Source organism: Myxococcus sp. CA056 (genome assembly GCF_013336715.1).
Lineage (GTDB): Bacteria > Myxococcota > Myxococcia > Myxococcales > Myxococcaceae > Myxococcus > Myxococcus llanfairpwllgwyngyllgogerychwyrndrobwllllantysiliogogogochensis.
Genome location: NZ_JABUMT010000017.1, coordinates 35,061 through 58,590 on the forward strand (window position 1 = coordinate 35,061; position 23,530 = coordinate 58,590).

Annotated in this window: 17 protein-coding genes; 4 read left to right on the forward strand and 13 right to left on the reverse strand. The window is 69.4% G+C overall.

Annotated features, from left to right (window positions below):
• Positions 1-12: 12 nt before the first annotated feature.
• The 4 genes from HUA76_RS38745 to HUA76_RS38760 all read right to left on the reverse strand — a co-directional run bounded on the left by HUA76_RS38745 (position 13) and on the right by HUA76_RS38760 (position 7,123).
• Positions 13-2,505, reverse strand: coding sequence for an HD family phosphohydrolase (locus HUA76_RS38745; protein ID WP_174463722.1), 2,493 nt, complete (start codon positions 2,503-2,505; stop codon positions 13-15).
• A gap of 135 nt (positions 2,506-2,640) precedes the next feature.
• Entirely contained in the window at positions 2,641-3,735 is a 1,095-nt protein-coding gene (locus HUA76_RS38750) for a PhoH family protein (protein WP_174463723.1), read from the reverse strand.
• An 81-nt stretch (positions 3,736-3,816) separates the two neighbouring features.
• A complete protein-coding gene (locus HUA76_RS38755) occupies positions 3,817-4,938 on the reverse strand; it encodes a DUF4388 domain-containing protein (protein ID WP_174458866.1) in 1,122 nt (373 codons plus the stop codon).
• A gap of 4 nt (positions 4,939-4,942) precedes the next feature.
• Positions 4,943-7,123 (reverse strand): tetratricopeptide repeat protein, encoded by a 2,181-nt coding sequence (locus HUA76_RS38760; RefSeq protein WP_174463724.1) that lies wholly within the window; start codon positions 7,121-7,123, stop codon positions 4,943-4,945.
• A 186-nt stretch (positions 7,124-7,309) separates the two neighbouring features.
• On the opposite strand from HUA76_RS38760, the gene mazG reads away from it, so the two are divergent.
• Both mazG and rpsT read left to right on the forward strand, forming a co-directional pair.
• Entirely contained in the window at positions 7,310-8,443 is a 1,134-nt protein-coding gene (gene mazG / locus HUA76_RS38765; protein ID WP_254614771.1) for a nucleoside triphosphate pyrophosphohydrolase, read from the forward strand.
• A 136-nt stretch (positions 8,444-8,579) separates the two neighbouring features.
• Positions 8,580-8,852: a 30S ribosomal protein S20 gene (rpsT, locus tag HUA76_RS38770; protein WP_141647340.1), complete on the forward strand. Its 273-nt coding sequence runs from the start codon at positions 8,580-8,582 to the stop codon at positions 8,850-8,852.
• Positions 8,853-8,926: 74 nt separating this feature from the next.
• Here rpsT and HUA76_RS38775 read toward each other — a convergent pair whose 3' ends face one another.
• The 3 genes from HUA76_RS38775 to leuS form a co-directional block, all read right to left on the reverse strand.
• A complete protein-coding gene (locus HUA76_RS38775; RefSeq protein ID WP_174458869.1) occupies positions 8,927-9,442 on the reverse strand; it encodes an LptE family protein in 516 nt (171 codons plus the stop codon).
• A gap of 31 nt (positions 9,443-9,473) precedes the next feature.
• On the reverse strand, positions 9,474-9,968 hold the full coding sequence (locus HUA76_RS38780) for a hypothetical protein (RefSeq protein WP_174478833.1): 495 nt from the start codon (positions 9,966-9,968) through the stop codon (positions 9,474-9,476).
• Positions 9,969-10,083: 115 nt separating this feature from the next.
• Positions 10,084-12,585 (reverse strand): leucine--tRNA ligase, encoded by a 2,502-nt coding sequence (gene leuS, locus HUA76_RS38785; RefSeq protein WP_174463726.1) that lies wholly within the window; start codon positions 12,583-12,585, stop codon positions 10,084-10,086.
• A 595-nt stretch (positions 12,586-13,180) separates the two neighbouring features.
• Here leuS and HUA76_RS38790 point away from each other — a divergent pair.
• Together HUA76_RS38790 and HUA76_RS38795 are read left to right on the forward strand one after the other, a co-directional pair.
• Positions 13,181-16,201 (forward strand): SusC/RagA family TonB-linked outer membrane protein, encoded by a 3,021-nt coding sequence (locus tag HUA76_RS38790; RefSeq protein WP_371823583.1) that lies wholly within the window; start codon positions 13,181-13,183, stop codon positions 16,199-16,201.
• Between the two features lie 4 nt (positions 16,202-16,205).
• Entirely contained in the window at positions 16,206-17,585 is a 1,380-nt protein-coding gene (locus HUA76_RS38795; protein WP_174463727.1) for a RagB/SusD family nutrient uptake outer membrane protein, read from the forward strand.
• Between the two features lie 104 nt (positions 17,586-17,689).
• Here the strand turns inward: HUA76_RS38795 and HUA76_RS38800 are convergent, their stop codons facing one another.
• The 6 genes from HUA76_RS38800 to HUA76_RS38825 form a co-directional block, all read right to left on the reverse strand.
• Positions 17,690-18,580 carry an NAD(P)-dependent oxidoreductase gene (locus tag HUA76_RS38800; RefSeq protein ID WP_174458873.1) on the reverse strand — a complete coding sequence of 297 codons (891 nt, stop codon included), beginning with the start codon at positions 18,578-18,580 and terminating at the stop codon, positions 17,690-17,692.
• Positions 18,581-18,677: 97 nt separating this feature from the next.
• Positions 18,678-20,408 (reverse strand): putative ABC exporter domain-containing protein, encoded by a 1,731-nt coding sequence (locus HUA76_RS38805; RefSeq protein ID WP_174463728.1) that lies wholly within the window; start codon positions 20,406-20,408, stop codon positions 18,678-18,680.
• A complete protein-coding gene (locus HUA76_RS38810; protein ID WP_174463729.1) occupies positions 20,405-21,163 on the reverse strand; it encodes an ABC transporter ATP-binding protein in 759 nt (252 codons plus the stop codon). Before HUA76_RS38810 ends, HUA76_RS38805 begins: the two co-directional genes overlap by 4 nt.
• 14 nt (positions 21,164-21,177) lie before the next feature.
• Positions 21,178-21,558 (reverse strand): response regulator, encoded by a 381-nt coding sequence (locus HUA76_RS38815; RefSeq protein ID WP_141644343.1) that lies wholly within the window; start codon positions 21,556-21,558, stop codon positions 21,178-21,180.
• 55 nt (positions 21,559-21,613) lie between these two features.
• On the reverse strand, positions 21,614-22,651 hold the full coding sequence (cheB, locus tag HUA76_RS38820; protein WP_141644344.1) for a chemotaxis-specific protein-glutamate methyltransferase CheB: 1,038 nt from the start codon (positions 22,649-22,651) through the stop codon (positions 21,614-21,616).
• Positions 22,648-23,529 (reverse strand): protein-glutamate O-methyltransferase CheR, encoded by an 882-nt coding sequence (locus HUA76_RS38825; RefSeq protein WP_246137324.1) that lies wholly within the window; start codon positions 23,527-23,529, stop codon positions 22,648-22,650. The genes cheB and HUA76_RS38825 overlap by 4 nt, the downstream gene beginning before the upstream one ends.
• Between the last annotated feature and the right edge of the window lies 1 nt (position 23,530).

A 23,530-nucleotide genomic window follows, 5' to 3' on the forward strand; every position in this document is an offset into this window, starting at 1 on the left:
CCCGCATCCCACTCACAACGCCCCCGCCGAGCGAGGCTTGTCCTTCGCCTCCACGGCCTTCCCTCCCGCCACCACCAGCGGCGGCGCCTTGCCGCCTCCCACCGCACCGGCCGGATAGACGGGACGCGTGTGGTAGATGCCCTCCAGCGTGTGCAGGAAGGACTGGGAGATGAGGTTCAGGTCCTTCAGCGTCAGGTCGCACTCGTCCAGCTGCCCCTCGGAGAAGATGAGGTTGATGATCTTCTGCACCTGCGCATGCAGCTTCGTGCTGGTCGGGTCCGTCATGGACCGCGTCGACGCTTCCACCGCGTCGGCGATCATCACCAGCGCCGCCTCGCGGAACTGCGGCTTCGGTCCCGGATAGCGGTAGATGCTCTCGTCGATGGGCGGCGCGCCTTCCTTGCCCTCCTGCTCCTTCAGGGCCTTGTGGTAGAAATACCCCACCGTGCGAGTGCCGTGGTGCTGCGGAATCGCATCCGCCACCAGCTTGGGAAGCCGGTACTGCCGCGCCATCTCCAGCCCCTCCGTCACGTGGCGCTTGATGATGACGGCGCTCATCGCGGGCGCGAGCGCGTCATGCCGGTTCTCGCCCTTCTGGTTCTCCCCGAAGTACAGCGGGTTCCGACCCTTGCCGATGTCGTGGTAGTACGCGCACGAGCGCGCCAGCAGCGGATTGGCGCTGATGGTCTCCGCGGCATTCTCCACCAGCGTGCCGATGATGATGGAGTGGTGGTACGTGCCGGGCGCCTGGACGATGAGTTCCTTGAGCGCCGGGTGGTTGAGGTTCGCCAGCTCCAACAGCTTGATGTCGGACGCGTACCCGAACGTCATCTCGATGAGCGGCGTGAGCGCCATCACCATGACGGGCACCGCGAGTGACGAGCCGATGAACGAGCTCACCGCGGTGATGGCCGTGTCCGCCGACAGCCCCTTGCCCTCCACCAGGAACAGGAAGAGCACCGCCACCGTGTTGGCCGCGCCCGTGACGAGTCCCGCCCGGAAGATGCCCACGCGGTCCTTCGCCTTGACGATGCGGTCGGCCGCCACCAGCGAGCCCACCAGCGTGTAGATGCCGAACGCCAGCGAGTTGCCCAGCATCACGCCCGCAAGACAGGCGAAGACCATGGCGAAGAAGAGCGCCAGCTCCTGCGTGAGGATGAAGCGCACCAGCATGGCGCCGGCCGCCACCGGGAACACATAGTAGAGCGCCTCGATGGGCAGCGCCGTGTACCGGTCCTGGATGGCGTCCGCGATGGACACCCACAGTTGCAACAGGGCCAGCGTCCCCACGAGCAGGATTCCCAGCAGCAACCCGTCCTTGCGGGTGGGCCGGAAGCGTCGGAACGCGCTGATGCAGAAGAAGTACGAGGCGACGACCAGCAGCGCCACCAGCCCCGTGCCCCCCAGTTGCACCTGCACCAGGTCCAACCGGTCCGTCTCCGCGCGCATCCCGCGCAGCACGACGAGGTGCCCTTCGTTCACCAGCTCGCCATCACCGATGACACGCTGGCCCTTCTTGATGGAGATGACCGCGTCCTTCACCGCCTGCGCGGCCTGGTGACGTCGCGCGTCCGTCTCCGCGATGTTGATGGTGAGGTTGGGCCGCACCAGCCGCTTGGCCAGCCGCAGCACGGCGCGGCGCTGCACACCTGGCGCGTCCGGGAGGAGGTTGCCGGGGATGGAGGCGAAGCGGTCCAGCTCCTGGTGCGCCTCGCGAATGTCCACCACCTGCGGCGCACCGTTGGGCAGCGTGTCCTCACCCTTGTTCACCACGTCCCGGACGGTGAGCCCCTGCGGCGCCTCTCGCGCCAGCTCCTCCCGGGAGCCCGCGACGTGCACGGGCCCCTGCTCCGAACGGTAGGCCCGCTCCAGAAGCACCAGCGTGGCGGCCTCCACCTCTTCCGAGAACCCCTTCCCGTAGAGCGCCTGGAAGTCCTCCGCCTCCAGCCCCGCGTCACGCTGGCCGAAGAGCAACTCCTGGAGCTCCGCCTGCATCGACTCGCGGCCTCGGCGCTCGCGCTCCACCTGTTCCGGGGTCGGCGCGGGGTGGCGGCGCGGCTTCTTGCCGTCCTCCGGCTCGACGGCCGGCTGGGCGTCCGTCAGCTCCGTGAGCCGCTCCCGCATTGTCGCGAAGGAGGCTCGGACCACGGTGCGCAGATGTCCCACCACCGCGGGGTTCAGGTCATAGACGGGTTTGACGGCGGCCCGGGCGTCCTGGCGCCGCTGGGTCGTCATGGCCCGGTGGACGACCTCGTAGTCGCGCGCGGCCTTGAAGCCCGCGGGAGAGCTGGCCCGGAAGGGCTTGCCGAGGTTCTCCTCCGCGAGCGCGGGAATCTGCTGGCTGTAGAGGCCCGGGGAGATGACGAAGCCCGCCCCCACCGAGACGGCCAGCAGGAGGAACACCTGGACCGCACGCCGCCCCCAGACGCCTTTTCCCAACCCAAGGCGTGCTGCGAGCGCGTCCAACGGACTGGGCGCGGGGGACTGCGGTTCCGGTTCGTCCATGGAGGTCCTCACCCTAGATAGGGGCCGTGGCTCCATCAAGGCCGCAGCGCCCCGGAAAATTCACGGGGGCGGAAATACGAATGCCCGCCCGCCAGGGTACGGGCGGGTGGGCATAGGTAGGCCAGAGCCCGAAGTTCAGCCGACAGCGGCCTCGGGAGTCACGGGAGCCAGGGACGCGGCCCCCTTGTCCAGCGTCGAAGCGGAGTGGGCGGCCGCGCGAGCGTGCTGGGCCTCCTTCTGCGCCAGCTCCGCCTTGTCGTAGGCGCGGATGACCTCCTGGACCAGCGGGTGCCGGACGACGTCCACGTCGGAGAACTCCGCGAAGTGGATGCCTTCGATGTTCTTGAGCACCGTCCGCGCGTGATTCAGGCCGGACATCTTCCCGGTGGGAAGGTCCACCTGCGTCACGTCGCCGGTGATGACGGCCTTGCTGTTGTAGCCCAGGCGCGTCAGGAACATCTTCATCTGTTCCACGGTGGTGTTCTGCGCCTCGTCGAGGATGACGAAGGCATCGTTGAGGGTGCGGCCGCGCATGAAGGCCAGCGGCGCCACTTCCACGACGCCCTCTTCCACCAGGGTCGCCGCGCGCTCGGCGGCCATCATGTCGTGCAGTGCGTCGTAGAGCGGACGCAGGTAGGGATTCACCTTCTCCTGCATGTCGCCAGGCAGGAAGCCCAGCTTCTCACCCGCCTCGACGGCGGGACGCGCGAGGATGATGCGCTTGACCTTGCGCTCCTGGAGGAAGGCCACGGCCATCGCCATGGCCAGGTACGTCTTGCCCGTACCCGCGGGGCCCACCCCGAAGACGATGTCGTGGGCGCGGATGGCGTCCACGTAGCGCTTCTGGGCGATGCTCTTCGGAGCAATCTGCCGGTTGCCGGAGCTCTTGAGCACCGGGCCGAGCATGACCTCCTGGAGCGACTCCGCGCCCCGGCCGAGCACCTTGATGCCCTGCTCCACGTCCTCGCGGTACAGGGGGCGGCCCGCGCGAATCATCCCCTCCAGGTTCTCCAGGAGGCGCACGGAGAAGGCCACGGCGTCAGCGGGGCCGGACAGATGGAACTCCGTGCCCCGTTGTCCCACCCGGACCCCGAGGCGCCGCTCCATCAGCTTGAGGTTTTCGTTCTGGTTGCCGCACAGCGCCATGGCCGTCTCATTGTCCCGAACGTCCACCTTGGCGGAGGTGGTCGAGACGGCTGCGGTCGCTTCCAACGTGGCGGGATTTCGCAATGCGTGTCGTTCCTCGGTCGGTACCGCTGTCTTCAACGTAACGCCGCCCCCCAGGCTCCGAAAGACGACTTTGGGTGAAGGCTAGCGCAAGGGTGGCAGGAGGACGAACCGCCGAGCGGCCAGCCGCCGGTAGTAGTACTCCTCCCGCCAGGGGTATCTGAGTTCCTCCGAACTCAACAAACCAGCTTGCACCAAAGCATCCAATCGCTCTGGCAGCTCACCGCGTTCCAGACGGAACACTTCCAGCGCGGCCTCGATTCGGACGCGTTGGGCATCGGAAACATGACGCTGCGCCGCGGCGTCGGCGAACGCGGTGGCCGCGCGAGTGCGCTCCGGATCCGCCAGCGCCACCCTCGACACCACCACCGCCAGCACCGCCAGCACGCCCATGGTGGCGATGACGCGTCCCACCGCGCCCCCCAGGCGGGAGAGCAGGCGCTCGTCCCCTGGCGCGGGAGCCCGAGCCCCCTCGGGGTGGATGACACGCACGTACTCGCCTCGCACGAGGTTGTGCAGGGCCTTGCAGGTCTCGAACTCGCCCAGGCAGCAGACGTCCACCAGCTTTCGCAGGTCGCGGCCCAGCGCGATTTCGTCATACACGCGCCGCTCGGTGGTGGCGATGACGCCCAGCTCCCCACCCTCCTCGCCCTCGCGCGGAGGGGGCAGCGCCTTGATGCGCTCGAAGGAGAGGTCGTCGCGGTGGATGGACTTCCGGATGACGGGCCACTCGTCCACCATCCGGAAGCCCTCCATGAGCACCGTCTCGGCGCGCAGGGGGCGGATGGCCTCGGCGTCAGGCTCCACCGGCTCCTGGATGAACTCGTAGGTGCCGGCCTTCCACGTGAAGAGGCGGTAGAGCGTCTCCGTGGCCTGCAACTGCATCATCGACTGGAAGCGGTCCGCGGTGAGGGCCTGACTGGAGACGAGCACATCGCCCAGTCGCTTGAGGGTGCGCCGCTGCGTCTCCAGCGCGGCCTCCAGCTGCGTCTCGGTGATGAGTTCGGCGCGCACCAACATCGCGCCGATGAGGTCCTTGCGCTTCCGGGTGACGCTTTCGACCTTGATGATGTGGCCGTCGCGAAAGCCGATGCGGACTTCCTGGTCCTTGTTGTCCAGCTGGAGCGAGCCCGTCTTCTGCTGCTGCCCGATGAGCTGCAGGATGTCGCCGATGCCGAAGTCCTTGAGCGTTCCCTTCAGGGACATGGTTTCACTCCCCTTGCCGCAGCCGGTGCAGGCCGCGCAGCGACAGCAGGTGGACGCTCACCAGCAGCAACACCGCCGGCACCAGCTTGAGATACAGCGGCGCGTCCCCATGGGGCGCTCGCACCAGTCCGTGGTGCAGCAGCGTCGCGGCCAGCGCGAAGAGGAAGAGGAAGGCATACAGCGCGCCGCGCACCGCGCCTCCAGAGAACACATGCCCGGCGCCCGACAGCACCGCGCCCACCGCATACGTCACCCGGCCCGCCCACGCCTGATGACGCTGCACCTGATCCGCCTTGCGCTGCCGCAGTTGCTGCGGCACCAACCCCCGGCGGGAGAAGACGTTCACGCACTGACCGCACTGAGCGCTGCCGATGCCCAGCTCCGGATCACACCGCACGCAGACCGGGCGGCCACAGCGCTCGCACACCTTCGCGGCCCTCAGCCTCTGTGCCAGGAGGCCCCAGAAGACCAGCAGCACCGCCGCCACGGCCGGCAGCGCCCAGGCCACCGGCCCTGGCTCCACGCCCGGCAGCAGCCAGCGCTCCAGCTGCGCCTCCACCCGCCGCCCCGCTTCTGTTCCATCCGCGAGCGACAACCACTCCGACTCCGGCAGCGCCGGCGCCAGCATCAGCAGGTTCAACAGCAGCCGGTCCTCCGGGGGTGGCTCGCGCCGGAGCAGCGCGCCGTCCAGCGCCTGCGCGGAGGCCGTGGCGGTGGTCACCCGCTCCATCGCCTTGCCCACCTGCTCGTCCGGCAGCGTCTTGGCCTGTCGGCGGTAGACCTGCGCGATGTTGTAGTGCGGGGCCGCCATCTGCGGATCCGCCTGGGACGCCTGCACGTAGAGCTGCGCCGCCCCATCCACGTCCCCCAGCCCCACCAGCGCGTTGCCAAAACGGGTCAACAGCCGGGCATCCCCATTGCGCACGGCCGAGGCCGCCTTGAAGTGCAGCCGGGCATCCTCCAGCAGTCCTCGACGTGACTCGTACTGCCCCAGCGCCGCCAGCTCCGGGAAGGTGGCCGCGCGCGCTTCGTGCCGGGCCTTCACCCGAGCCATGGCGCCCTCGGCGGACAGGCCGCCGCGCTCCAGCAGATACACGTCCTCGGCGGGCGTGCCCGCGAAGGCCGTCACCCGGGTGAGCTGTCCCGCGGCCAGCGGCGTCAGCCCCAGTCCCGCCATCAGCACCGCCGCCACCACCCGCTCCTGCCGGGTGAGGTAGGGCACCACCACCGCCAGCAACACGAGCAACCGGGGCACCAGACCCATTCCCAGTGTCAGAGGCAGGCCCAGGAGCAACACCCCCAGCAGCGCGGACTGCCACCGGGCCACCGCGCGCGGCAGCAGGTGGTGGAAGTCGTGCAACGCGTAGCGCACCCGCCGCAGGAACAGCAGCCCCACCAGCGCCACCGCCGTGGCCGACCACGCCAGCAGCATCAGCGAGCCGAGGTCCGCGAGCGCCGGTCCGCGATAGCGAGGGTCCAACGCCATCGACACGAAGGCCGCTCGCAGCTCCCCCAGGTAGCGGCTCGGCTCCGCCGGGGACGACAGCGCGTAGAGCTCCGCCAGCCCGAAGCGCGTGAGCGGCAACCGGGGCGACAGCTCCACCGCCAGCTCCGCCAGCCGAAGCGCCCCCCCCATGTCACCCGCTCGCCTGCGCACCTCCGACTCGCGCAGGAAGCCGATGCTGATGGGCTCCAGGTCCGCCGCGAGCAGCTCGCGCTTCAGCGTCACCAGCTCCTGCTGCGCCTTCTCCGCCGTGGCGGAGTCATTCGTCGCACGCGCCTGCCGCCACCGGTCCCACACCGCCAGCACCTCGTCGTCCGACACGCGAGGCGCCAGGATGGGACTGAGCACCGGCCTGGGCGCGATGACGACGGGAGGCGGCTCGACCGGAGCAGGCGTCACGGCGGTCTTCGAGGGAACCGGGACGGCCGGGGCCTTCCCCTTCGCGCCCCTTGGGGACTTCCGGGGGACGTCGTCCGGGTCGGACTCGGACTCACCGTCGTCGACGGCACCTTCGTCGGCCGGCTCGGTCGTGTCGTAGGACTCGTCCTGGAGGTCGGGCTCGAGCGGACCGGGGTCCACCTCCTGGAGCCGCGTGGGCGCCTCGAGTTGAGCGGATGCCAACGCCGGAGTCAGGAGCAGCAGGCCCCAGAGGATCAGGGAGGAAAGCGGGAGGCGGATCATCCAGGGCTCGGATGATAGGCGAGCCCGGCCGAACCACGAAACGGAACGCCACCGCTCCCGCCTTTCCGGATGAGGCCCACGGCCCGCGTGTTAGAGGGACGCACGTCGCGGGATTGTCCCCGCCAGGAGGCGACCGTGAGCGAAGCGAGCACCCCCGGGACGGAGCTGGAACGTCTGGTGGCCATCATGAAAAGGCTGCGCGCCAAGGACGGCTGCCCCTGGGACAGGGAGCAGGACCTGGGCTCGCTCCGGCCCTACCTCGTCGAGGAAGCGTTCGAGGTCCTGGACGAGATGGACCGCGTCGCCTCGGGCGGGCCCTGGTCCCCCCTGTGCGAGGAGCTGGGCGACCTGCTCTTCCAGATTGTCTTCCACGCCCAGCTCGCCGCCGAACTGGGCGAGTTCACCATGGCCGACGTCAGCAAGGCCATCAGCGACAAGCTCACCCGCCGACACCCCCACGTCTTCGGCGACCTGCGCGGCGTGGACGGCTCCGAGCAGGTCCTGGCCAACTGGGCCAAGCTCAAGGCCGATGAGCGCAAGAGCAAGACGGGCAACGCGGGCTCCGTCCTGGACGGGGTGCCCACCGCCGCGCCCGCCCTCCTGCGCGCCGAGCGACTGACCGAGAAGGCCAGCCGCATCGGCTTCGACTGGCCCGACCTGGCCGGCGTGCGTGGCAAGCTGGCCGAGGAGCTGGTGGAGCTGGACGAGGCCATCGCCTCCGGAGAGCGCGACGCCATCGCGCACGAGTTGGGAGATGTCCTCTTCTCCCTGGCCAACCTCGCGCGCTTCGTGAAGACACCCGCCGAGGATGCCCTGCGCATGGCCATCCTCCGCTTCACCTCCCGCTTCCAGCACATCGAGTCCGCCCTGAACTCCGAGGGTGTCCCCTTTGGCGGCGCCACCCTGGAGCACATGGAGCGCCACTGGCAGGCCGCCAAGGCGAAGGAGAAGTCCCTCCCTCCTCCCATGTCGCTGCCCCGCGCTCCGGTCTCCACGCTGCGCCTGGGCGTGGCGGACCTGGACGCCCAGCGCGCCTTCTGGGACTCGCTGGCCCCCACGCTGGGCTGGATCACCAGTCGCCCCGGGCCGGACGAGGCTCGCTACGAGGACGGCTCGCTGCGACTCATCTTCCAGCGCGCCTCCACCTCCGCCGTGGGCACCCGCTTCACCCTGGAGGCCCCCTCCGCCCGCGCCGTGGAGCGACTGCGGCAGGAGGTGGAGCAGGCCCTCCCGGGCGGAGTCCTGATCTTCTCAGCCGGAAATCTGACCTTCCGGGATCCGGCCGGGTTGGTGTGGGAATACACCCCCTTCTCCGGATGATTCCCCCCGCGTACCCGCTGATCCGCGTCCAGAGTCCGGAAAACCCGGCTGGACGCGCACGCCCGCCTTGACGCCTGCGAGGCGTCGCAGTAAGGACGGCCCCTCTTTTTAGCCTGCCTTTCGCTGGAGATTTCTCTTGGCCAACACCAAGTCCGCAGAGAAGCGTCACCGTCAGTCCCAGAAGCGCCGCGCCCGCAACGTCACCGTCCGTTCGGACGTGAAGACCGCGGTGAAGTCCGCCCGGGAGGCCATTGGCACCAAGGATGGCGCCAAGAAGACGGATGCGCTCAAGGCGGCTTCCAAGGCGCTGAGCAAGGCCGCGACCAAGGGCGTCCTGCACAAGCGTACCGCGTCCCGCCGTATCTCCCGCCTCGCCAAGGCCGCCACCAAGAGCGCGCGTCAGGCCTGATGCACCAAGGGGACTCCTCGGAGTCCCCTGCGCAGTTTCGGAAGCAGGCTCCCCGGGAGGAGGCATCCGCCTCCTCACCAGGTGCTGGCCAGCCGATCAAACCCGTCGTGCATGAGCACTTCCGCCAGCCGGTCCATGGCCGCCTGACGGTTGGACTCCGCCTCGAGAATGTCTCCACTCCCCGGCCGATAGTCCTCGGTCCCCGAGATGACCGTCTCCTGGGGCTGCTGACCATCGCGCACCAACCGCAGCCGCACCGTGGCGGAGACGCGGAAGAACCCCTCGAGGATGGTCGGCGAGCTCCACAGCACGAGCACCGTCCCCTCGACGCGCGCGTCGCACGCCCCCCCGCTCCCCAGCCGCCCCACCCGCGTCAGCTCCTGACGGAAGTAGCGCGTGAAGAGCGTCTCGAGCGCGGGCTCCGCCGTGTCGTTGCCGAAGATGGGCGCGCACACGGTATTGACGCCCGCGGGCAGGCCCGAGCCGCGCGGCGTCAGGCGATAGCCACACCCTGAAAACAACGCCGAGCAACCCGTCAGCAACACGGCCAGGTGGAGACGCCGTGAGGCACTTCTGAAGGGAAGCGACATGGCCGGCACCCTACCCGCCCGAAGCACTCCGTCAAGCGCGAGGGCCCTCGGGCGGCTCCGATGAGGGCGCGGTGAGCACGGCCCCGCTCGCATCCCTCACCACGACGCCTCGGGCCTTCACCGCGCCCGCCAGCGTGCTCCAGGCGCCCAGCAGTCGCTCGTCCCGCTCAGAGCCCCGCCGCGCCAGCCCCAGGGGCCAGCGCAGCCGTCCTCCGGTGGACGTCTCCAGCACCAGCGCGTGCACCCGACACACCGCAGCCAGCAGGCCGCCGAGCGCCGCCAGGCCGAACATCACGAGCTTCAGCGGGAGCCCCACGGCCACGAACCCCACCACCGCGAAGCCACACAGCACCAGGGCCTCGAAGAAGGGACGCGACTCCAGCGTCAGCGCCCGGAGCTGGATGAGCTCCACGATGAGCGGGGGGACGGCGTCGGCCGCGCGGTAGGTGAGGCGCCCGCCCTCGCCAACCAGGGAGCGCCCTCCGCCCAGGTCCGCCGAAAGGAAGGGCCCGAGCGGCGTTGGCACGGGCGCCTCCGGGAGCGGGGCGCCGCAGGAGATGCACCGCGCGCCGCCCGCCGGTTGGGGCTGACCGCACGCGGTGCACATGACGAGGACCTCGGCGGGCACCCAGGGTCCCCGCTCAGCCGACGACGAAGTTCACCAGCCGCTTGGGCACGAAGACGAACTTGCGCAGCGTCTTGCCGGTGATGGCGGACTGCACCCGCTCATCCGCCTCGGCCGCCGCGCGCACGTCCGCCTCTCCCGCGTCCGCCGCCACGCGAATCTCCGCGCGCAGCTTGCCGTTCACCTGCACGGCGTAGGGGATGACGTCGTCCACCACCAGCGCCGGGTCGAAGTCGGGCCACGGCTGCGCGACGGTGAGTTCCTTGCTCCCGTAGGCCTCCGCGATTTCGTCCGCGATGTGCGGCGCGAAGGGCGTGAGCACCACCGCGAGCAGGCGCACCGCCTCCGCCATGGCAGCCTTCTCCGCGGGCGTCTCCGGCGTCCCCGTCGCGGACAGCGCGTTGAGCCCCTCCATGATGCCGGCGATGGCCGTGTTGAAGGACAGCCGCTCGATGGCCTCCCCCACCCGCTTCAGGCACTTGTGCGCCGCGCGGCGGATCTCCAGCGCCTTGCCCTCGAAGGGGCCGTCATGCGTGGCACCCGCCACGGAGGCGTGGTGGGTGGAGGCCAGCACCCAGACTCGCTTGAGGAAGCGGAACACGCCCTCCACCTGATCGTCGGACCAGTCGAAGTCGCGCTCCGGCGGGCCAGCGAACATGACGTACGCGCGCGCGGTGTCCGCGCCGTACTCTTGGATGATGGAGGCCGGGGCGACGACATTGCCCCAGCGCTTGGACATCTTCCGGCCATCCGGACCGTTGACGATGCCCTGCGTAATCAGACGCTTGACGGGCTCGTCCACCGGGCTCAAGTCCAGCAGCTTCATCACCCGGGTCCAGAACCGGAAGTAGAGCAGGTGCATGACCGCGTGCTCGGGCCCGCCCACGTAGATGTCCACGGGCAGGAAGCGCTGGGCCTGCTTCGGGTCGAACGGCGCGGCGTCGTAGTGCGGCGACAGGTAGCGCGCGAAGTACCAGCAGGAGTCGACGAAGGTGTCCATCGTCTCCGCCTCGCGCCGAGCGGGGCCACCGCACTTCGGGCACGTGGTGTTCACCCACGAGGCGACCTTCGCCAGCGGGGGCTCGCCCTTGCCGGTGAGCACCTCCTGAACGTCGATTTCCGGCAGCTTCACCGGGAGCTGCTCCACGGGCACGGGGATGCCGTGGCGCTCCGGGTCGCACTTCTCGCAGTAGACGATGGGGATGGGCGTGCCCCAGTAGCGCTGGCGGCTGAAACCCCAGTCCTTCTGGCGGTACGTCACCGTGGCGCGGCCCTGGCCGTCCTTCTCCAGCTTCGCGGCCATCGCCGTGCGCGCCGCCTCGGACGTCATCCCGGTGTATTCACCCGAGTCCACCAGCACGCCGTAGTCGGTAAAGGCGGCCTCCAGCGCGTCGCCCGCCGGGAGCTTGTCGCCCGTGGCCGGCTGGATGACGACCTTCACCAGCAACGCGTACTTGCGCGCGAAGGCGAAGTCGCGCTCGTCGTGCGCGGGCACGCTCATCACCGCGCCCGTGCCGTAGTCGCTCAACACGAAGTTGGCGATCCAGATGGGCACCTGCTGGCCCGTGAAGGGATTGACGGCATGGGCGCCCGTGAAGATGCCCTCCTTCTCCGTGTCCTCTCCCGTCCGCTCCGTCTTGGACTGGGCCGCCATGCGCTTGACGAAGGCGTCCACGTCCACGCGGCGCTCGGGCGTCGTCACCTGCGCCACCAGCTTGTGGTCCGGCGCGAGCACCACGTAGGTGCAGCCGTAAATGGTGTCGATGCGCGTGGTGAAGACGCGCAAGGAGGCGTCATGGCCCTGGATGCGGAAGTCCGCCTCCGCGCCATCCGAGCGGCCAATCCAGTTGCGCTGCATCGAGGTGATGCGGTCCGGCCACTCCTTGAGCGTGTCCAGCGCGTCCAACAGGTCCTGCGAGAAGCGGGTGATTCGGAACGCCCACTCGGGCATCTCCCGGTCCACCACGGGCGACGAGCAGCGCTCGCACACGCCGTCCTTCACCTGCTCGTTGGCGATGACGGTGTGGCAGCCGGTACACCAGTTCACCTTGCTGAAGCGGCGATAGACGAGCCCGCGCTCCAGCATCTTGATGAAGAACCACTGGTTCCAGCGGTAGTACTCGGGCTGGCTGGTGTTGACCTCTCGCTCCCAGTCGTAGCTGTAGCCGAGGGTCTTCATCTCGTGCTTGAACGAGACGATGTTCTCCGCGGTGCGGATGGCCGGGTGCACGCCGTCCTTGATGGCCGCGTTCTCCGCCGGCAGACCGAAGGCGTCCCAGCCCATGGGATGAAGCACGTCGAAGCCGCGCATCAGGAAGTAGCGCGCGTACACATCCCCGATGAGGTAGTTGCGCACATGGCCCATGTGCATCTTGCCACTGGGGTACGGCAGCATCTCGAGCACGTATTTCTTCGGTGCGCCCGGGCGCTTGCCTGCCCGGAAGATGCCGGCCTCGTCCCAGCGGGCCTGCCACTTGCCTTCAATCGACTGCGGCTCGTAACGCTCGTTCATCGCCATATCCGCTGCGCCTCTTATGGGAGGGCCGGCCCTGGGGGCAACAAGTCTCGCCGGGCCCTCGTGCTCGCCGACACTCGGCGGGGACGGAGCCCTCCCCTCAGGCCGACGAGGCCGGATTTCTCCGGCTGACCTGAGTAAACCCGCGACCGGGGCCACTTCTGTCCCCGTCCAAGCCCCCGTCCGCCCGCTCCGCGCCTGCACGCGACGCGCTCGCCGCGCGCGCTGGGGGCCCGACCCCTCGCGCCAACGCGAGCCGCCACGGGCCGACGTGCGGGCTCTTCCGCGGGCCCGGCACCACCCATCCCGACGGGTTGGCCTCGGGGAGATCCACGATGTCTCCAGCCAGGTAGGGACGTGCTCTCCCCCTGTCGTGAGGCGGATCGCGCCCCGCGTCACCGCCGACTCGGTACGAGATCGGAATATTTCCGTTTGGATGGATTTGGCCAACATTCTTGAAAAACAAGGCTCGCCATTGACTGGTTCAGTTCAGACGGTGACGATTCGCGCCCACGGCACCTGCTGGGGGGGCCGTACCTACCGTTCGTTGCGAGGAAAGATCCGAATGACGCTTAAGAGAGCGTTGATTCCGGGGTGCGTGATCGCACTCTTCTCGTTGGAAACAATGGCGCAGGAAGCGAGCCCGCCTGCTCCGGAACCGCAGGCGCCCGCTGCTCAGGCCCCCGCGGTACCGGCGCCCACGGCTCCGGCCAGCACCGCTCCAACGGCTCCCGCGCCGGCCGCCGCGCCCGCTCTGGGTCGCACCGTGAAGGGGCGCGTCGCGGACCGTCTGACGAACGAGGGCCTGCCCCTGGTTCGCGTCATCATCAAGGGCACCACGCAGGGTGTGGAGACGGAGCTGGACGGCACCTTCTCGCTGCCCAACGTCCCGGCGGGCTCGGTGACGCTGCTCTTCTCCAGCCAGGACTACGGCGAGCGGGAAGTGCGCGTCGGCGCCGCGCAGAGCGACGTGACAGTGGCGCTCGACAACATCTTCTCCGAGGAGATGGTCGTCGTGGGTCGAGCCTCCGAGCTCGCCCGTAAGCACCTGGCCAACTCGGTCGCCTCCGTCAGCGCCGAGGAGATGAACCGCGCCCCCGCGCAGACCATCGACCAGGCCCTCCAGGGCAAGGTGGCCGGCGCCAACATCCAGCAGAACTCCGGCGCCCCGGGCGGCGGCATCCAGATGCGCCTGCGCGGCGTGTCCACCATCAACGGCTCCACGGCGCCGCTCTACGTCATCGACGGCGTGCTCGTCAGCGACGTGGCCATCGCCTCCGGCGTCTACGTGGTGACCGACTCCGTGGGCGGCTCCAACCCGAACCCCACGCAGGACAACCAGGTCAACCGCATCGCGGACATCAACCCCAACGACATCGAGAGCATCGAGGTCCTCAAGGGCGCGTCCGCGGCCGCCATCTACGGCTCCAAGGCCGCCAACGGCGTCATCATCATCAACACCAAGCGCGGTCGCGCCGGTGAGCCGAAGTTCGAAATCACCCAGCGCGTGGGCATGTACACGCTGGCCAACAAGCTCGGCAGCCGCCGCTTCGAGACCGTCGAAGAGGCCGTCGAGCAGTTCGGCCCGAACGCGGCCCAGTACTACACGGGCAAGACGTACGACCACGAGGCCAAGCTCGCGGGCCGCAGGGACCTGTCCACGGAGACGCTCGCCAGCGTGAGCGGCGCGTCGGGCAGTACGAAGTACTTCGCCTCCGCGATGCTCCGCAGCGACGAGGGCATCATCGCCAACACGGGCTACGACAAGCAGTCGTTCCGCCTGAACCTGGGTCAGTCGCTGGGCGATGCGGTGGACATCAACGTCGCCACCAACCTCATCCACACGTTGGGCCGGCGCGGCCTCACCAACAACGACAACCAGACCATCACCAACTACATGGTGCTGCCGAACGTGCCCGAGTTCCTCGACATGGAACCGAACGCGCAAGGCGTGTACCCCGTCAACCCGTTCCTGAGAAACGGCGCCAACCCGCTGCAGACGTCCGCGCTGGTGAAGAACGACGAGGACGTGTGGCGCTTCATCGGGTCCGGTGATGCCACCATCCACCTGTGGAAGAACGACGAGAACCACCTGCGCGTGCTCGCCAACGCGGGTGTGGACCGCTTCCAGCAGGAGAACCGGCTGCTGTTCCCGCCAGAGCTCAACTTCGAGCCGGCGGACGACACCTTCCCGGGCACGTCGCTGTTCGGCACCAGCCAGGTGCGCAACCTGAACGGTGGCCTCAACCTGGTCCACTCGTACAAGCCCGCCTCGAAGTTCCTCACCGCCACGACGTCCGGCGGTGTGCAGTTCGAGGAGCGCCGCATCGACTCCACGTACGTCGTCTCCGAGAACCTCAACGCCGGTCAGCCCGGCGTGGACAACGGCACCGTGATTGGCGTGCGCGACACCTCGACGCACATCCGGGACCGCGGCTACTACGTCCAGGAGGAAATCGTCACGTTGGACGACCGGCTCACCCTGGTCGGCGCCATCCGTGGTGAGCAGAGCAGCGCCAACGGCAATCCGAACAAGCTGTTCTTCTACCCGAAGCTGGCGTCCGCCTACCGCATCCCCCTGGCGGTCCCGGTCATCAACGAGCTCAAGGTCCGCGCGGCCTACGGCGAGACGGGCAACCAGCCGCTGTACGGCATGAAGTTCAGCGGCATGAGCGCGCTGGGCAACGTGCAGGGTACCCCGGGCCTCGTCGGCACGGGCGTCGCCGGTGACCCGAACATCCGTCCGGAGCGCCAGCGCGAAATCGAGGCCGGTGTCGACGCGCTGATGTTCGGCGGCGACGTCATGGTGGAGCTGTCGGTGTACCAGCGCGCCATCAGCGACATGCTGCTGCAGCGCGCCCTGCCGAGCTCCACGGGCTTCACCACCCAGTTCGTCAACGGCGGCTCGCTGCGCAACCGCGGCATCGAGGCCATGCTCCAGGTGACGCCGGTGCGCGGGGCGCTCGAGTGGACGAGCTCCGCGACGTTCGCCCTCAACCGCAGCAAGGTGACGAGCCTGCCGGCGGGGCCGTTCCAGGCGGGTGGCTTCGGCAACTCCCTGGGCGCGTTCTTCATTGAGGAGGGCTCGTCCGCCACGCAGATTGTCGGCAACGTCGGCCGCGACGAGAACAACGTCCCCATCGTGAAGAAGATTGGCGACACCGAGCCGACCTTCACGCTCGGCTGGGCCAACACCCTGCGCTACTCGGACCTCACCCTGTCCTTCCTGTGGCACTGGCAGCAGGGCAGCGACGTCATCAACCTGACGCGCTTCCTGTATGACGGCGCCGGCACGTCCGTGGACTACGAGACGGCGGGTCGTCAGCGCCTGCAGGACCGCCGCAACAACGCGGGCATCTACGTGGAGGATGCGTCCTTCGTGAAGCTGCGCGAAGTGACGCTCAGCTACAACCTGCCCAAGGGCTGGGTGTCCGCGATTCCGAAGCTGCAGAACGCGCGACTTAGCCTGAGCGGCCGCAACTTGCTGATGTTCACCAGCTACTCGGGTCTGGACCCCGAGGTGAGCAACTTCGGCAACCAGGCCATCGCTCGCAACATCGACGTCGCCCCCTTCCCCCCCAGCCGCAGCTTCTGGACGTCGCTCGACGTCGGGTTCTAAGGCCATGAATATCTACCAGACGAAGAAGACCGTGTTGGCGCTCTGCGCCGTACTGGGCCTGGGCGGCTGCGGCAGCCTGGACATCGGTGACCTGAACAACCCCAGCCTGGACGAGTTCAAGAACAACCCCACCAGCTCCGCCGTCAACAGCGCGTCCACGGGCCTGCTGCTCGGACACCGCGCGGGCGTGGCGATTCAGAACGGCTACGTCGCGCAGTTGGGTACCATCGGCCGCGAGGCGTACGTCTTCGACCCCGCGGATCCTCGCACTGTGGAGGAGATTCTCGGGCCGACGCTGGACCCGGGCGCTGGCGCCTTCGGCGGCAACTTCTGGGCGGCCCCGTACTCCAACATCCGCAACGCCAACACGGTGCTGGCGGCGCTGGACAAGGTCGCGGCCTTCTCGGACGAGCAGAAGGAGGGCATCCGGGGCTTCACGAAGACCATCCAGGCGCTCGACTTCCTGGTGGTCATCAACACCCACGACACCAACGGCGCGCCCATCGACGTGGACCTGCCGCTGGGCCAGCTGGCGCCCATCGTCGGCAAGGACGCGGTGTTCACCCGCATCGCGACGCTGCTCGACGAGGCGGCCACTCACCTGGACAACGCGGGTGGCTCGTTCTCGTTCCGGCTGACCACCGGCTTCGCGGGCTTCGACACGCCGGAGAAGTTCCGGAAGTTCAACCGCGCCATCAAGGCGCGCGTGTCCGTGTACATGGGCCGCAACGAGGATGCGCTGACGGCGCTGAGCCAGTCGTTCATCGACGCCACCGCGCCCGCTGAAGACGGCGCGAAGGCGGCGGCGCTCGCTTCGCTCAACGTGGGCGTCTACCACGTGTTCCGGGCGGCCTCGGGCGACGTGGACAACAACCTCCTGAGCCTCACCATCGTCGCCCACCCCTCCATCGAGACCGATGCGCCGCGCCAGGCGAACGACGCGCTGGATGACCGGGTCACTCGCAAGACGGCCAAGCTGGACGAGCCGGCGAGCGCCGCGAGTGGCCGGCTGACGGCGGACCGGGGCTTCACGCTGTACCCGTCGGCGGAGTCGCCGGTGCCCATCATCCGCAACGAGGAGCTCATCCTCCTTCGCGCGGAGGCCAACATCGGCCTGGGCCAGATTGGCCCGGCGGCGGATGACCTCAACTACATCCGCACCCGCTCCGGCCGGCTCTCGCCTCGCGCGGACATCACCGCCGCGAACGCCCTGGACGAGCTGCTGGTGCAGAAGCGCTACTCGCTCCTGTTCGAGGGCGGGCACCGGTGGATCGACATGCGTCGCTACAACCGGCTGAACGATCTGCCCCGCAACCTGGACGCCAGCTACGGGCCGCACGAGCGCTACCCCATCCCCGTCGCCGAAATCAACGCGCGACAGTAGGCCGCCGCACCGGGCCTCCAGGGTTGATTCCTGGAGGCCCTCGTCATTCCCGCTCCAGGCGCGCGGCACTGCGCTCGCCTGGAGTCGTGGTCAGCGCCGATGCATCAACGGGCCTTCGGCAACCCGGCGCGCTCCGCCACGAGCGCCCCCAGCGCGGACCAGTCGAGGTCTCCGTGCCCCTGGGCCACGCCACCGAGGTACTGGTCCCTCACGAGACTGGCCAGGGGCATGGGCACCTCCGCCGTGCGCGCCGCCTCCAGCACCAGCCCCACGTCCTTGAGCCCCAGCCGCATGGCGAAGCCCGCCGGCGAGTACTTCTCCTCGGCGATGGCCTGCGCATACCGCTCGAAGATGGGCGAGCGCGCGAAGACGGCCTGGAACAGCTCCAGGAACTGCTTCGGCTCGATGCCTGACTTGCGCGTGAAGGCGAACGCCTCCGCGAGCGACTCCAGCATCGACGCGATGAGGAAGTTGCCGGAGAGCTTCACCACGTTGGCCATGGAGGCCTGCTCCCCCAGCACCGTGAGCCCCCGCCCCAGCGCCTCCAGGAGCGGCCGGCAGCGCTCCACGTCCGCCTTCGTGCCCGCGGCCACCACCCAGAGCTGCTTCGACTCCGCGGCCTCGGGACGGCCGAACACCGGCGCGGCCACGTAGCCCTGGTCCGCGCTCGCGTGCGCGTCCGTGAGGCGCTGGGAGAGCGCCACGGAGATGGTGCTCGAGGAGACATGCACGGCGCCCTTCGAAAGCCCCGTGACGATGCCCTGTGGGCCCAGCGCCACGGCTTCCGCCGCGCTGTCGTCCGCGAGCATGCTGAAGACGACCTCCGCGCCCCTGGCGGCCTCCGCCGGCGACGCCACCACGCGGGCGCCCTGCTTCACCAGGGGCTCGCCGCGCGCCGGAGTGCGGTTCCACACCGCCACCTCGTGCCCCGCGGAGAGCAGACTCTTCGCCATGGGCAGCCCCATGTTGCCCAGTCCCACGAAACCCAGCTTCATGTCGCGCTCCCGTCCCTTCGGTCCGCGCCACCCTGCGCCCCGCTTCCGGACGCCGCAAGCACCCTGTCAGCGCGCGTCCAGGAGCAAACGCCCGGGCCTACTCCGGGCGGTCCTCGGAGACATCCAGGTGTTCGAAAGCGCGGCCCAGCGTGAGCACGCCCAGGCCCACCTCCCCCGCCAGCACGGCCGACGCGGCCGCCGCCCCCAAAGGCAGCGCCCACACCTCCAGCGAGGACCACAAGGGGAAGCCCACCACCGCGCCCGCCAGCGCCGCCGGCAACAAGCCCACCAGCGACACCACCAGCGAGCCCACCAACGTCAGCAGGCGCTGCCCGAGCGCCTCGATGCCCCGCGCGCTCCCCGTCCTGTCCGCGGGCACCCACGCCGGAAACAGCACCACCGCCGCGTTCTGGACGAAGAGCCCGGCCAACGACACCGTGGGCAGCAGTACCGCGAGCGCCACCCCACCCGGCCACCACCACGTCGCAAGCCACGGGTCGTCGGCGCCCGGGCCACACAGCAGACCCACCGTCAGGAGCCCGAGCTGGAGCGCGCCCACCACCAGCGCCGATGCCGCCAGCTCCGCCCCCACCACCTGCCAGCCCGCCAGCGGCAACGCGCGCAGCAGGTCCAGCTTCGGCAGGTCCATGCGCAGGTCCATGCGGAAGACGCTCGGCCCCACCACCGCCATCATCGCCGCGAGCGACACGCCCAGCGGCCCCAGCACCCGGCGCGTGTCCGTGAAGAAGCGCGACTCGCCCATCATCGCGACGATGGCGCACCCCAGCAGCAGCGAGGCCAGCACCGACACCACGCCCCCCGTCATCCGCCTCCGGGTGATGAGGTTCTTCCAGATGAGCGCCACCTCCGGACGCCCTCGCGCCGACAGCCGGAAGGGGGCCTTGCGCGAGGCGAGCGCTCCGCCCCGGGCGCTCCCTCCCGAGGCCCGCTGGGCCCGCTCGCGCGTGCGCGTCTCGGCCTGCGTCACCGCGGACTCCTCGAAGGGGACCTCCGCCAGCCGCACCCAGACGTAGTGCGCCAGCGCGAGCACCAGCACCGGTGGGAGCGCGCTCAGGAAGTCGCTCGCGTCCCGCGCCAACGCGGGCGCAACCAACAGCCGCGCGGGCCACAGCACCGCGCTCAGCCCTGGCGCCTCCACCAGCGACTGCACCCAGTTGCGCAGCACCCCGGGCGTCCCCACCGTCCTGGGGAACGGGTGCGTCTCCAGCGAGGAGTACACCGCCAGGCCCACCGCCGCGAGCACGCACCCCAGCGCCACCCAGCGCGCCACCAGGCCCCGCGTGCCCCACTCCCCCCAGCGCGTGCGCATGAAGGACGCGGCCGTGGAATGCAGATACAGCGTCCCCAGGGACAGGAACGCGCCCAGGAAGAAGAAGCCCGGAGCCGGGCTCACCAACCGGCCGACGAACAGCGAGGCGAACAACGCGCCGGCCCCAGCGCCCATCAATCCGCGAGCCAGCTTGTAGTGCAGCAGCGAGCGCCGGGTGACGGGCGCGGGGAACAGCTGCACCACCTCCGACTCCGTGAAGGTCAGCGAGGGACGGTCCGGCCCCAGCGCCCACGCGGAGAACACGGTGACGAGCGCGGAGACGACCAGTGACAGCTCCGCGAACAGCCGCACCCCGGGAGGCACGTTGCTCAACGTCCCACCGAACTCCAGCCGTCGCAGGAAGATGGAGTAGACGTAGCCCAGTCCCACCAGGGCCCCGACGAGGTAGCGCGGCCTGCGCAATCGCTGGAGCTGGAGCCGCAGGCGGTTGCGCGAGGAGGCCCGCCACAGGAACACGACGGCGCTCGAGAAGCTCACGGCGGGGGCTTCTCCATCTCCGCCGCGCTGGTGATGCGCACGAAGAGGTCCTCCAGCGACGCGCTCTCGCCCTCCGGTCCACTCAGCCGCGCGCGAATCGCCTCCAGGCTGCCCAGCGCCATGGCCCGCCCTCCGGCAATCACCAGGAGCCGGTGGCACAGCTCCTCCACCAGCGGCAGCAGATGCGAGGACAACACCAGCGCCGCGCCCTCCTCCGCGCGCCGCCGCAACGACGCCTTCATCCGGCGGATGCCAATCGGGTCCAACCCCGTGAGGGGCTCGTCCAGGAGGATGAGCTTGGGCGAGTGCAGGAAGCCGCAGGCGATGGACAGCTTCTGCTTCATGCCGCGCGACAGCTCGCCCGGCAGCGCCTTCTCCTTGCCCGTCAGCTCCATCTCCTCCAAGAGCGCCTTGCCTCGCTCCTCCCAGTCCTCCACGCCGTAGAGGCGCGCTGTGAAGTTCAGGTGCTCCCACACCGTGAGGTAGTCGAAGAAGCGCGGCTCATCCGGCAGGAAGGCCAGTTCACGCTTGGCGTCCACCGCGTCCTTCGCCAAATCGTAGCCCGCCACCACCACCCGGCCCGACGTGGGAGGAAGAATGCCCGCGAGGCATCGAAGCGTGGACGTCTTGCCCGCGCCGTTGGGGCCCACCAGCCCCAGCACCTCGCCGGGTGCGACCGCGAAGGTGAGGCCCTGCACGGCGTTCACCGCGCCGTAGCGCTTCTCCAGGCCCGCCACCCGCAGGACGAAGTCCATTCGCTCGCTCGCCCTCAGTCCAGCTTCAGCAAGTCCCTGACGGTGTCCATCACCACCTTGGCCTGCACGGGCTTCACCAGGTACGCGCTCGCGCCCAGGGACAGGGCCCGCTCGCGGTCCGCCGCCGCGCCTTCCGTCGTGATGACGACGATGGGCACATGGCGATGGTCCGTCGCCTGACGGATGTGGTGGATGAGCTTGAGGCCATCCATCAACGGCATGTTGATGTCCGTGAGCACCAGGTCGAAGCGTCCCTGGGTCAACTTCTTCAGTCCCTCGGCGCCGTCCTGCGCCTCGGTGCAGACCATCCCGCTGATGCGTTGCAACGCGTACATGATGCTGCGTCGCATGGCCTGCGAGTCGTCCACCACCAGTGCTCGAATCTGCTGCGTCATGACCCGCCCAGACTAACACCCGGGCCTCTTCCACCGCCCGCTGTTCCGCGTCCCCTCATCGCCGCCGCCGGGCGATGGCCGCCAGCGCGGGTCCGATTTCCCCCAGTCGCAGCACCCGCTTCACCGCCCCCGAGGCGATGGCCTCGCCTGGCATGCCGAAGACGACCGCCGTCTCCTCCGACTCGGCCCACACCTCTCCGCCCACGCGCTGCACCTCGCGCGCCCCCACCGCCCCATCCGCGCCCATGCCCGTCAGCACCACCGCCAGCGCGCGGTTGCCCAACACCTGCGCCACGCTGGTGAAGAGCCGGTCCACGCTCGGCGCGTATTTGTCCAGGTGCGTGAGCGGCGGCGTCTGCAGCTCCAGCCGAGTGCCGCGCTCCACCACCACGAGGTGCCGCCCGCCCGGAGCGATGTACACGTGCCCCGGCTGCACCACGTCGCCCTCATTCGCCTCCGTCACCGTGAAGGGGCCAATGCGGTCCAACCGGTCCGCGAAGGCCCGGGTGAACTGCGCGGGCATGTGCTGACTCACCAACACGCATGGCGTGGGCTCCGCGGCCAGGCCCTCCAGCACACGCTGCACCGCGGGAGGTCCCCCCGTCGAGGCGCCGATGGCCACCACCAGCGGAAGCTCGCCCGCCACCGCGAGCGCCCGAGCCCCGGGCGAGGCGTGACGCTGCCCCGGCCGCACATGCAGCGCCGCTCGCACCTTCTCCAGCAGCTCCTGGCGAAGGACTTCCAACTCCGCCGGGGTGCCCTTGGCGGGCTTGGCGATGAAGTCGAACGCGCCAAGCTCCAGCGCCTTGAAGACGTCCGAGCGGTGCGCATAGCTGGAGATGACGATGACCGGCGTGGGCGCCGTGCGCATCAGCAGCCGGAGGAACGTGTAGCCGCCCAGCTTCGGCATCTCCAGGTCCAACGTCACCACGTCGGGCTTCAGCTCCAGGACCTTCTTCAGCCCCTCCTCACCATCGGCCGCGCGGTCCAACACCCTCACGTCCGGCGCGGACTCCAGCAGCGTGGTCAGCGTGTGCCGGTTGTGCGCGGAGTCGTCGATGACGAGCACGGAGACCCCCTTCTGCCCGCTCATCGCGCCTCGCCCCCCGTCAGCCCTGGCAGCTCCGGCCGCCGGTACACCAGGTCGCCTCGCAGGTGGACCAGCTCGAAGTCGGCGCCCAGGTTGAGCAGATTCTCCGAGTGACCCAGCAGCAGATAGCCTCCCGGCACCAGCCGGTCTCGCAGGATGCGCAGCACCCGCCTGCGCGCGGACTGGTCGAAGTAGATCATCACGTTGCGGCAGAAGACCGCGTCCATCTTCATCACCAGCTGACTGCCCGCCTCGTCCAGCAGGTTGTGGTGACCGAAGGACACCATCGCCCGGACGTCGTCGCGCACCCGCACCTTCGCGTTGCCCGCCGGAACGAAGAAGCGCTCGAGCAGGTCCGCCGACGTGGCGCGCAGCGCGGACGGCCCATACTCCGCGCGCCGCGCCATCGACAGCACGCGCCGGGAGATGTCGCTGCCGTACACCTCCACGTCCCAGTCCTCGAAGCGGCGCTCGTCCTTGAGGAGCATCGCCAGCGTGTACGCCTCCTCGCCGGACGAGCACCCCGCGGACCACAGCCGCAGCCGACGCGTGCGCCCGTTGCGCTTTTCCAACAGCGGCAACAGCTCCTCGCGGAACGCCTTGAGCTGCGAGGGCTCCCGGAAGAAGTACGTCTCGTGCGTGGTGAGCGACTCGACCGCGGCCTCCAGCTCCGCGTGCCGGTTCGCGTCGTAACGAAGGTAGCGGTGATACGCGCTGAAGTCCGGCACGCCCAGCGCCTCCAGCCGAGGCCACAGCCGCCGCTCCATGACGAACTTCATGTCCTCGTGCACCAGGATGCCGCAGTGCGAGTACACGTGGTCCCTCAGGAGCCGGAACTCCTCCGCCGTCATCTCCGGCCGGCTGTCGTCGAAGCGCGCCACC

Coding starts and splice junctions, on each gene's coding strand:
- HUA76_RS38745 (WP_174463722.1), bottom strand. CDS start 2,505: ATGGACGAACCGGAACCGCAGTCCCCCGCGCCCAGTCCGTTGGACGCG.
- HUA76_RS38755 (WP_174458866.1), bottom strand. CDS start 4,938: ATGTCCCTGAAGGGAACGCTCAAGGACTTCGGCATCGGCGACATCCTG.
- HUA76_RS38760 (WP_174463724.1), bottom strand. CDS start 7,123: ATGATCCGCCTCCCGCTTTCCTCCCTGATCCTCTGGGGCCTGCTGCTC.
- mazG (WP_254614771.1), top strand. CDS start 7,310: ATGAAAAGGCTGCGCGCCAAGGACGGCTGCCCCTGGGACAGGGAGCAG.
- HUA76_RS38775 (WP_174458869.1), bottom strand. CDS start 9,442: ATGTCGCTTCCCTTCAGAAGTGCCTCACGGCGTCTCCACCTGGCCGTG.
- leuS (WP_174463726.1), bottom strand. CDS start 12,585: ATGGCGATGAACGAGCGTTACGAGCCGCAGTCGATTGAAGGCAAGTGG.
- HUA76_RS38795 (WP_174463727.1), top strand. CDS start 16,206: ATGAATATCTACCAGACGAAGAAGACCGTGTTGGCGCTCTGCGCCGTA.
- HUA76_RS38800 (WP_174458873.1), bottom strand. CDS start 18,580: ATGAAGCTGGGTTTCGTGGGACTGGGCAACATGGGGCTGCCCATGGCG.
- HUA76_RS38810 (WP_174463729.1), bottom strand. CDS start 21,163: ATGGACTTCGTCCTGCGGGTGGCGGGCCTGGAGAAGCGCTACGGCGCG.
- HUA76_RS38815 (WP_141644343.1), bottom strand. CDS start 21,558: ATGACGCAGCAGATTCGAGCACTGGTGGTGGACGACTCGCAGGCCATG.
- cheB (WP_141644344.1), bottom strand. CDS start 22,651: ATGAGCGGGCAGAAGGGGGTCTCCGTGCTCGTCATCGACGACTCCGCG.